This is a genomic window from Methylobacterium sp. WL119 (genome assembly GCF_008039875.1).
GTDB lineage: Bacteria > Pseudomonadota > Alphaproteobacteria > Rhizobiales > Beijerinckiaceae > Methylobacterium.
This window is the reverse complement of sequence record NZ_VRUU01000140.1, coordinates 1-10,111: the sequence shown is the minus strand read 5'-3', so window position 1 is coordinate 10,111 and position 10,111 is coordinate 1. Positions and strand designations below refer to the sequence as shown.

At 71.6% G+C, this 10,111-nt stretch carries 8 protein-coding genes; 4 read left to right on the top strand and 4 right to left on the bottom strand.

The window, feature by feature from the left end:
* The first annotated feature begins 435 nt into the window (after window positions 1-435).
* Window positions 436-1,038, top strand: a complete 603-nt coding sequence (locus tag FV227_RS26345; RefSeq protein ID WP_147844644.1) for a TIGR00730 family Rossman fold protein — start codon at window positions 436-438, stop codon at window positions 1,036-1,038.
* Window positions 1,039-1,569: 531 nt separating this feature from the next.
* Window positions 1,570-2,004, top strand: a complete 435-nt coding sequence (locus FV227_RS26340) for a hypothetical protein (RefSeq protein WP_147860273.1) — start codon at window positions 1,570-1,572, stop codon at window positions 2,002-2,004.
* Between the two features lie 125 nt (window positions 2,005-2,129).
* Here FV227_RS26340 and FV227_RS26335 read toward each other — a convergent pair whose 3' ends face one another.
* The 3 genes from FV227_RS26335 to cysS form a co-directional block, all read right to left on the bottom strand.
* Window positions 2,130-3,260 (bottom strand): GGDEF domain-containing protein, encoded by a 1,131-nt coding sequence (locus FV227_RS26335; RefSeq protein WP_147728859.1) that lies wholly within the window; start codon window positions 3,258-3,260, stop codon window positions 2,130-2,132.
* A 323-nt stretch (window positions 3,261-3,583) separates the two neighbouring features.
* Window positions 3,584-5,512, bottom strand: a complete 1,929-nt coding sequence (locus FV227_RS26330; RefSeq protein ID WP_147860272.1) for an autotransporter domain-containing protein — start codon at window positions 5,510-5,512, stop codon at window positions 3,584-3,586.
* A 347-nt stretch (window positions 5,513-5,859) separates the two neighbouring features.
* The gene (cysS, locus tag FV227_RS26325) at window positions 5,860-7,236 is read right to left on the bottom strand and encodes a cysteine--tRNA ligase (protein ID WP_147729351.1); all 1,377 of its coding nucleotides are present in this window, start codon (window positions 7,234-7,236) and stop codon (window positions 5,860-5,862) included.
* Window positions 7,237-7,653: 417 nt separating this feature from the next.
* Between cysS and FV227_RS26320 the strand changes: the two genes are divergently transcribed.
* Window positions 7,654-8,004 carry a hypothetical protein gene (locus FV227_RS26320; RefSeq protein WP_147729418.1) on the top strand — a complete coding sequence of 117 codons (351 nt, stop codon included), beginning with the start codon at window positions 7,654-7,656 and terminating at the stop codon, window positions 8,002-8,004.
* Window positions 8,005-8,104: 100 nt separating this feature from the next.
* Here FV227_RS26320 and FV227_RS26315 read toward each other — a convergent pair whose 3' ends face one another.
* Window positions 8,105-8,587: a CreA family protein gene (locus FV227_RS26315; RefSeq protein WP_147860271.1), complete on the bottom strand. Its 483-nt coding sequence runs from the start codon at window positions 8,585-8,587 to the stop codon at window positions 8,105-8,107.
* A gap of 176 nt (window positions 8,588-8,763) precedes the next feature.
* On the opposite strand from FV227_RS26315, the gene FV227_RS26310 reads away from it, so the two are divergent.
* Complete coding sequence (locus FV227_RS26310; RefSeq protein ID WP_246686642.1) at window positions 8,764-9,834, top strand: DUF2865 domain-containing protein; 1,071 nt, start codon at window positions 8,764-8,766, stop codon at window positions 9,832-9,834.
* Window positions 9,835-10,111: the final 277 nt, after the last annotated feature.

Sequence of the window (10,111 nt, the reverse complement as noted above, 5' to 3'; positions counted from 1 at the left end):
GCGCCGGGCCCGGCGTCAGGGCGCCGACCGCGCCGGGCGCGGGCTCGGGCGCCGGAGCATGCGCGTGCCGCCACCGGTCGAGCCCGCCGAACACGGCCGCCACCAGGCCGAGCCCGATCAGCAGGCCCAGGACCGCGAGAAACACGCCGCGCCGCAACTCCGCCGTCATGGCGATCCATCCCCCGTCGACACCACGCCCGCCCGGCCGCGACCCCCATCCCCGGCGGTGGAGACTTTCGAAAACGCCCGCGCGAAAAACCGTCGACTGTTCCGCCCATATTACCGTACATGTCCGGGAGACCAAGCCGCAACGCGCGCGCAGCGAACGAATTCCCCGCGCGATCAGCCGTTTGGCACCGATTTCGCCCTGGTTTACGACCTGTCAGCGGCCCGAACGGGACGCACGATACGACGAGCATCGATGAAGGAGGCCGGATGGCGCCGGTGAAGACGGTCTGTGTCTATTGCGGCTCCGGCTTCGGCGGGGACCCGGCGTTCCGCCAGGCGGCCGAGGCGCTCGGCGCCGCGCTCGCCGCGGCCGGGCTCGACCTCGTCTACGGCGGCGGCGACGTCGGCCTGATGGGCACCGTCGCCCGCGCGGTGCTGGCCGGCGGCGGCCACGTCACCGGCATCATCCCGGACTTCCTGAAGTCGCGCGAGCACATGCTCGACGCGATCCAGGAAACGGTCGTGGTCGGCGACATGCACACCCGCAAGCGCATGATGTTCGAGCGCTCCGACGCCTTCGTCGCCCTGCCCGGCGGCATCGGCACCCTCGAGGAGCTGGTCGAGCAGCTGACCTGGGCCCAGCTCGGCCGGCACCGCAAGCCGATCCTCCTGGTCGAGGTGGCCGGCTTCTGGAAGCCGCTGCTGACCCTGTTCGACCACATGCGCGCCCACGGCTTCATCCGCGACGGGCTCGACCTGAACTACGTCGTCGCCGAGGGCGCCGACGCCGTGGTGCCGATGCTGCAGGCCGAGAACCGCCGCCTGGGCGAGGACCCGGCCGCCGAGCGCTTCGTCACCGAGCGGCTCTGAGCGGCGGGGTCCGGCGCGTTCGCCCTCGGATCCTCGCGGCGCCGGGCCGCCGCTCGCGACGGTGAGGGGCGGCCCATGCGAAACGGTTTCGCCCCCGCCTCCCCTTGCACGGGCGAGAGACCGCGACGCGTGTCCGACGATCCGCTCCTGGCCGTTCAGTAAATTTTGCCGTAATTTTTGAATACAGAATAGCATCGCGCGCGGCCGGCGCCGCTCGTTGAACCTATTCGACGCCGTGCTAGACTGACGGGTGAGTCGATCGGGCACGAACCGCAGCGCGAACGGCCGTGAACCGATCAAAAGTCTGTGTTCGCGCCGTTCGGCGGCGCCTCCGACAACAATCGGAAACGTGTTCGTCCCATCACGGCCCAGTTTTTGCAGACTTTAGGTCGGCATCGACGCGGAGCGCGCCATGGATATCCGGGAGATCGATCGGCACCGACGCCGGCACATGGACGACGGGACGGCGGCTCGTCTTCGCGGCGGGGCGATCGTCGCTTCGGCCGCGTGCGCCCGCCTCGGAGATGCGCGATGACCGCCGCCGGACAGCCCGCCCTCCTCGCCCCGTCGGCCGACGCGTCCGCGCGGCGCCCGGCTTCGGAGCGGTTCGGCCTCGCCTACCGGATCGGCCTGCCGATCGCGCTGTGGGTGCTGTTCGCCAACGGCGCCACCCATTATCGCGACCGCCACATCGTGCCGGCGGCGGGCCTGCGCGAGGCGGTCGAGGCCGAGGTCGCGAGCCGGCTGTGCCCGGGGCTGCGCCTCGACGAGGCGAGCTTCCGGATCCACGAGCAGGCGCACGGGATCAACCATTCCGACCTCTACCAGAAGCGCTCCGCCTGGCTGCGCAAGGACGCCGACGCCCTGGAACGCGAGCTGCGCGCCGACCCGGACACCGGCTGCCGGCACATGCTCGACCTCTACGGCGGCGACGGCACCGCGCCGCACCTGCTGACGCACGGCTGACCCGGCGTCGCGCGCGGCGACGGGATCGCACGCCGCCAGCGCCCCGACGAGCCCCGCCCGACCGTGCCGCCGGCGCGAGCCGACCGCCGCGCAGCGCACCCCCGTGCTCGACGAACCCGCCGGGTTCAGGCCGCTTGAACCTGCGGCGCGTCCTCGGCACCGTGCAGGATGCAGCGTCCCTTGCCCGCGGTCTTGGCGGCGTAGAGGGTCTGGTCGGCGCGCCGCATCAGATCGGCGAGACCGAGCGGGGGTCCCGACGCGGCGGGCCGCTGCCGGGCGACGCCGACGCTGACGCCGATTCCCGCGAACGCGCCTCCGCCGACCTGATAGGGCGCGGTGATCGCCGTGATGATCCGGCCGCCGAGCCGGCGCGCCGCCGCGTCGTCGAGCCCGTCGGCGAGCACGAGGAACTCGTCGCCGCCGAGGCGGCAGGCGGTCGCGTCCGGCCCGATCGCCAGCGCGAGGCGCCGTCCGACCTCGCGCAGCACCGCGTCGCCGGCCGCGTGCCCGAGGCGGTCGTTGACCTGCTTGAACCCGTCGAGGTCGAGGTAGAGCAGCGTCCGGTCCCCGGCCCCGGCCGGGCGCGCATCGAACGCCTCCTCCAGGCCGCGGCGGTTGAGCAGCTCGGTCAGCGGATCGGTGATCGACCGGCGGTGGCTTTCGCGTTCGCCGAGGATCGCCTGGACGGCCGCCGCCCGGTGATGGCGCAGGATGCTGCGGTTCATCAGGACGAAGGCGACCGTCTGGATCACGATCAGCGGCAGGAATTGCGGATGCGTCGTCGCGAAGGTGGTCTTGTAGCTGAGGTCGATTAACAGCACCTGCGCCATCGCGTAGCGCGGGGCCGCGAAGTTTCGGCCGACGATCCCGCCGATCGCCGCGAGCCCGGAGGCGAGCACGACCATCGACATCGCCATGTCGCCCGAGGGGACGACGCAGGCGATGGTCGCGCCCTGCAGGCCGGCCCAGAGCAGGCCCGTCGCGAAGACCGGGCCGGACGGCGCCTCCACCCGCCGCAGCAGCACGAGGCGCAGCATCAGCAGGAGCAGGTCGAGGAACGCGATGGCGGCGAAGAGCCACCGGTCCAACCACAGGTAGGCGACCCCCGCCACGGCGATGGAGTTGACGGCGCCGACCACGAGGGGCGTCGTCGAGGTGAAGAAGCCGGCGCGCATGCGCGCCTGCACCGCCTCCGGCAGGTCGGGCCCGATCTCAGCGAGCCATCGCAGGACGCGGCCGTGAGGCGCAGGGTACATCGTCAAGGTCGGTCCCAGGTGCCGCGAAGATCGGGCACTGCAACCGTAGGACGTTCCGATGAAGACTCCGTCTTGGAAGTGGGTGGCTTTTATATCGATCCTGCCATCCCGTAAGATCAGGCGCTCGGCGATAGGCTCGCAACCTACGATTCGACCGAACAACTGACGATTTCGGGCGCGGTCGGGCGCCACACGCGCTGGGTGTGGCGCCCGGAAAGCGACGGGCGTCCGGGCGTCGGCCGCCGCCGTTTCGGGTCGCCCTTCCGCCGCGTGCGCCGTGCGATCTCACCGATCGAGCGCCGGCGCGGAGGGCGCGTCGTGGTTCAGAAGCGGTACCGCAGCCCGACGCTGCCGGTGTAATCGTCGCCGCCCGCGCGGGCGACGCTGGTCGAGCCGGTGACCACCCCACTGAGCCCGTTGCCGAAATCGAGGTCGAGGCCGCCGGCGATCCGTCCGTAGACGTCGTCGCCGCGGCGCCCGGTCTCGGTGCGGATCAGCAGGCTCGGCGCATAGGTCTGGAACGAGGTCACCGTGCGCACGCCGTCGAGGACATCGTGCTGGGCGGTGAGGTTGAGGAAGGGCGAGACGATGCCGCCGAGGAGCGGCGCCACCGTGCGGATCTGGAGGCCGCCGCCGACGGTCAACCCGTCGAGATCCTGGCGCCGGACGCCGATCGTGAGCAGCGGGTCGCCGGTCTCGCGATAGGCGCTCACGCCGGCCCGCGCGTAGGTGACCTCGCCGACCGGGCCGGCCCTGAAGGTCTCGAAATCGAACAGGTAGCCGGTGCGCGCGGCGACCGTCACCGTGTCGCCCCCCGGCACGGCCGCGAGCCGGTCGTTGAGCACGCCCGGCCGATCGAGGGCGAAGCTGTTGCCGCCGTACGTCACGGCCACGTCCGCGAACACCTCCGGGGTGGCGTACGAGGCGAAGACGGCGCCCTGGAAGCTGTCGAGGTCGATCCGGCCGTTGCTCGCGCCGCGGAGGTCGACCCGGGCGTTGAGGTAGTTGAACGCCGCGCCGAGCACGAGGTTGGGCGTCGCCTGGTACAGGAGCCCCGCGGTGACGCCGCCGAAATCGGCATCGTAGGTGTTGCCGAGGCTGCCCGCACCGGCCCGGTTCTGCGCCGTGCGGTCGAGCCCGGCATAGGTGCCGAGCGCGAACACGGAGACCGGGCTGCCCGGCTGGACCGGGATCAGGCCGAGGGCCGGGCGCCGGCCCGGCAGGTCGGCGGCGAAGGCGGCGGGCACCGACAGGGCCATGTTCCGGCGGCGCTCGGCCCCGAGGAAGTCGATCAGCGTCGACGAGAAGGCGAGGCCGGCGGCCTGCCCGAGCTCGCCCTGCGGCCCGATCGTCAGCGGCGCGTTGAGCTGGTTCGCCACGAAGGCGGCGAGGTAGCCGTTGGCGCGCGCGGTGAGATGGACGCTGTCGACCGAGATGTACTGGTTCTCGACGGCTGGGTTGGTGTACCCGATCACGGCGCAGGCCGGGTTGAATGCGCAACTGCCGGTCGCCGCCTGCGGGATGAATCCGTAGGCCGTCGGGTCCGCGCGCAGCCGGTTCAGCAGCCCGTCCGCATCGAAGTAGTGCACGTTGATGCCGCGATCGGAATACGCCTGGAGGTATCCGGGGAGCTGCGCGTTGAAGGACCGCGCCAGGTCGGCGTTGGCGGCGCGAAAGGTCTGCTGGCTGAAGACCAGCAGCTCGCGCGCGCCGAGGCCGACGAGGCGGTCCAGGTTCGCGACGTTGTTGTTCAGGACCGTCGTCACGCCGGCGGCGCGGGCCGCGTTGGTGCCGGCCGGGATGTTGGTGATGTCGTTGTAGCCGATCCAGAGCGTGACGAGGTCGCGCGATCCGAACCGGCCGCCGCGGGCGGCGAACTGGTCGATCTGGTCCGGCACGCCCCAGGGAAAGAAGGGCGAGAGCAGCGTGTTCGGCTCGAGGTGGAAGGCCTGCGAGCCGCCGATCGCGTAGTCGTTGCCGGGCACGTAGGGCGCGCCGATGCGGGCCGGGATCTGCTCGAAGTAGCCGGGCGCGTTCGACCAGCGCCCGCCCTCGTAGAGCTTCGTACCGCGCATCGCGTCGAGGGTGCCGGTGGGGCTGTAGCTGGTCTCCCGCAGGATGCGGCCGTTGTCGGTCAAGCTGTCGCCGAAGGCGTAGACGCCGGAGTAGTACCCGGATTGCGCGTGTCCCAGGCCGGGCGACGACAGCACCATTCCCGACGCGAGCAGCCCCGTCCGCAGGACGCGAGTCATTTCATTCCCCCATTCGGATGACGGCACGGATTTCCTGCGAACCGCATCCGGAGAAAGAATGTCACGCCCATTTCCCGGTCAAAACCCCTTCCCGGGCATCGAACGGTCAGCACATCAACAGTGTTGCGTCAAAACAACAAATACAGCACGGATTTTCTACTTCTAATGATCATATAGCAACCTTCGATCACTATACCGCGCGGTATTCCGGGATCGATCGACGGAACGCCGGTCGCGCGAAGGCTCGCGGATGCGCGCAGGACGAACCGCGCGACATCGGGGGGCACGGGATCGGCGATGCGCGTCGCCCGGAACCGGCCCTGCGACCCATCCAGGCGCACCGGCGCCTAGATCACGCTCCAGGTGGTGCCGTCCTTGCCGTCCTTGACCGCCACACCCATCGCGGCGAGGGCGTCGCGGGCGCGGTCCGAGGCGGCCCAGTCCTTAGCGGCGCGGGCGGCGGCGCGATCGGCGATCAGCGCCTCGATCGCCGCCACGTCGAGGCCCGCGGCCGCGACCGTGGCCGCGTCCCGCTCGGAGCGGGTCTGCCCGAGGAACCCCAGCAGGTTCGCCCCGGCGCGGAGGCGCGCCGGATCGTCGAGGCGGTGGATCTCGGCGAGCGCCGCGGCGGTGTTGAGGTCGTCGAGCAGCGGCTCCAGCACCGCCTCCGGAGCCTCGGCGGCGGGCCTTGCGTCGCCGACAGCGCCGTACCAGCGGTCGAGCATCCGCCGCGCCTCCTCGAGGCCGCGCAGGGTCCAGTCGATCGGCTGGCGGTAGTGCGACTTGAGCATGGCGAGGCGCACCACCTCGCCCGGCCAGTCGTTCAGCACCGCGCGCAACGTGACGAAGTTGCCGGCCGACTTCGACATCTTCTCCCCCTCCACCTGGAGGAAGCCGTTGTGCAGCCAGGTGTTGGCCATCACCGGCGTGCCGAAGCAGCAGCGGGACTGCGCCACCTCGTTCTCGTGGTGGGGGAAGATCAGGTCGATGCCGCCGGCATGGATGTCGAAGGTCTGCCCGAGATGCCGCGCCGACATCGCCGAGCACTCGATGTGCCAGCCCGGGCGCCCGGGCGCGGCGATGCCCGACGGCGACGGCCAGGACGGCTCGCCGGGCTTCGAGGGCTTCCACAGCACGAAATCGAGGGGCGAGCGCTTGTAGGGCGCGATCTCGACCCGCGCCCCGGCCTCCATCTCGTCGAGCGGGCGCTTCGAGAGCGCGCCGTAATCGGGCATCGCGGGCACGTCGAACAGCACGTGGCCGGCGGCGACGTAGGCGTGGCCGGACGCGACCAGCGCCTCGATCATCACGACCATCTCGGCGATGTGGTCGGTGGCGCGCGGCTCGATCATCCGCGGGCGCTCGCCGGGCACGTTCACGTCCTCCGGCATCAGCACGCCGAGGTCGCGCAGGTCCGCGTGGAAGGCGGCGAGCGTCCCGTCGGTGAGCGCGCGGATGGTGATGCCGCGCTCGGCGGCGCGGGCGTTGATCTTGTCGTCCACGTCGGTGACGTTGCGGGCGTAGGTGACGTGGGCCGCGCCGTAGACCCGGCGCAGCAGCCGGAACAGCAGGTCGAAGACGATGATCGGGCGCGCGTTGCCGATATGGGCCGCGTCGTAGACCGTCGGGCCGCAGGCATACATCCGGACATGGCTCGGATCGATCGGCGCGAAGGCCTCCTTGGCTCCGGTCAGCGTGTTGTAGAGCCGCAACATCGGCGCCATGAAACGTCCCTCGTCCTTCGCGGCCGCGATCCCGGCGGCGCTGCCCTCGCCGGGCGCCGGACCCGCGAAAACTCTCGTTTGGCGTCAGTGCCCTGGGCGCCGCGCGCCGCCCCCGCGGACGGGGCTCCGCGCGACCCGGCCCGCCGCAATGCCGCCGGCTTCGCGCCGAGCCGTGTTGCGGATCGGCGACGGTCCGGAGGCCCGGATCGGGCTACCCGAAATCCGTCAAGAATTCGAGACCGGCGCGGCGGCGCGCCGGCTCGGGCGGCGCGATCGGGTCCGGGCACGGAAATCCGATCGGCGCCGGAAAGCCTTTGTTTACCCCGCCGTCGGATTTTGACCGTCGAATTCCCGCCCGCGACTTCAACCCGCACGCCAGACCCTGAACCGGGGCATCCCCTGAACAAGGACGTATCCATGCGACGCTCGGCTGCCGGATTCGGTGCACTCGCTGCCGCTGCCCTCCTCGTCACGATCGCCCACGGCGCGATGGCCGCCGGCGACGGCGAGACCCCGGCCGGCAAGGGCGCGCCCCATGTCGAGAAGACCTTCCTGATCCCGTCGAGCGACGGCTACGGCGTCGGCGAGTGCCTGACCAGCCCCGGCAGCGAGTGCGGCCAGGTCGTCGCCAACGCCTGGTGCGAGGCGCAGGGCTACGCCACCGCCAACGCCTACGGGATCGCGGCCGCCGAGGAATACACCGGCGCCGTCGACCTCCCCGTCACCAAGCCGGCCGACCGCCCGATCCGCATCACCTGCCAGGATTGAGGGGGTCCCCGCAGCGTGCCCCCTCCCCCGCAGAGGGGGGAGGGACGCGTGCGCGTCACCCCTTCAGGAACGCGCCGCATTTCGGCGGCGGCTCGGTGCCCTAGGGCATCAGCGGCACGCTCGAGGTCGAGTTCTTGGGCGAACCCTGGATCACCTTGTCGGAATAGACCATGTAGATCAGCGTGTTGCGCTTGGCGTCGCAGCCGCGCACGATCTGCATCGACTTGAAGATCAGCGAGCGGCGCTCGCTGAACACCACCTCGCCCTGGCCGAACTTGCCGGTGAACTGCACCGGCCCGACCTGGCGGCAGGCGAGCGAGATGTCGGAGACGTCCTCGGCCAGCCCGAGCGTGCCCTTGATGCCGCCCTTCTCCGGCTGGGTGTACCAGCACGCGACGCCGCTCACGAGCGGGTCGTCGACGCCGTAGACCACGAGCTTGTCGTTGGGCGTGAGCGGGCGCCAGACCGTCGACTTGTCGAAGATCCGGTCGGGTTCCTGCGCCGCGGCGGCGCCGGTGAGGCCCGCCAGCGCGGACAGGAACAGCGCGGCCCGCGCGCCGCGTGTGAGACCCCGAAGCAACATCGTCCGCCATTCCCCCGCTTGTGTCACCGCGGGCATGTAGGAGGGGTGTCGCCGATGCGCGAGGGCGTTTAAAAAAGTTAAGCCCGCCGGTGCTTCGCTCGCCGGCGCCACTCTCCACGACGCGGCGGACCGCACAGCTCCCCTTCCGCCCTGCGCCGAGCCCCCGATCGTTCGCCATGCCGTCGATGCGCCACACCTTTCGCCCGCTCCGCCGCCCGCTCGCGATCCTCGCGCTGTGGCTCGGCGCGGTCGCGGCCGGGCAGGCCCAGGCGCCGTCCCCCGAGCCGAGCCAGTCCCCGCTTCCGACCCAGGCAAGCGTTCCGAGCCAGAGCCACCTGCCAAGCGCGGCCTGCCTGCGCTACCGGTCCGAGCTGGCGAGCCTGGGCAACGGCGCCAGCATGGTGCGCGCGCTTCAGAGCGAGATCGGCCGGCTCGAGGCCTATCACCGCTCCCTGAGCTGCGAGGGCGGCACCTTCCTGTTCTTCGACACGCGGCCCCCGCAATGCGGCGCGGTCGAGCAGCGCATCCGCGCGCTCAACGCCACCTACGGCGGCGCGGCGATCGACGACAGCGGCGCCCGCCGCCGCCAGCTGCAGGGCCTGATCGCCGCGTCCTGCGCCGATACGGCGCGCGTCGACCCCGCCACCGGCGAAGCCTATGCCCGCGGCGGCGCGCAGGTGATCTGCGTGCGCACCTGCGACGGCGCCTACTTCCCGATGCGCAACCTGCCCGAGGGCCGCAACGGCGCCGACGAGATGTGCCAGGCGCTCTGCCCCGGCACCGAGGCCGTGGCCTACTCGATGCCCTACGGCGACGAGGCGCTGAAGTCGGCCGCGACGGTGAAGGGCGGCAAGGCCTACGTCTCGCTCGCCAACGCGTTCAAGTTCCGCAAGACCTTCGTGCCGAACTGCTCGTGCAAGCCCGCCGACAGGACCTGGGCGCAGTCGCTGGTGAAGGCCGAGAGCATGCTGGTGCGGCACAAGGGCGACATCTTCGTCACGCCGATGCAGGCGGAGGCGCTGTCGCGCCCGGCCCCGAAGGTCCGCCTCACCCTGGTCGGCCGCGCCGACAAGACCGCCGCGGTGCTGGCCGCCGACGCCGCCGAGCGCTCGGGCCTGCCCGTCAAGATGGCGCCGAAGCCCGCGCCGGACCTCTCGACCGAGCCGTCGACGACCGGCACCGCCGAGCGCACGGTGCGCATCATCGCCCTCGACCGGCTCGTGCCGACGAAGGCGCCCGCCCCCTGAGCGGCGGCGGTCGAAAGCGGGAAACCGGAACCGGAATTTCGGAACCATCCGGCGCCTGAGGGGTTCGGTTCGGCCTTTTACACGATCCTCGAGGCCGACCGAATGCGGACACTCCGCCTGCTCCTCCTGACCGGCACGATGCTGCCCGGGCTCGTCCTCGCCGCACCGGCCTTCGCCCGGCAGGACGGCGCCTCCGGCACGATCCTCCTGGCGCAGGGCGGCCCCGACGAGCGCGGGCCGCGCGGCGGCGAAGGCCCCGGCGGGCGGGGCGGCGAGG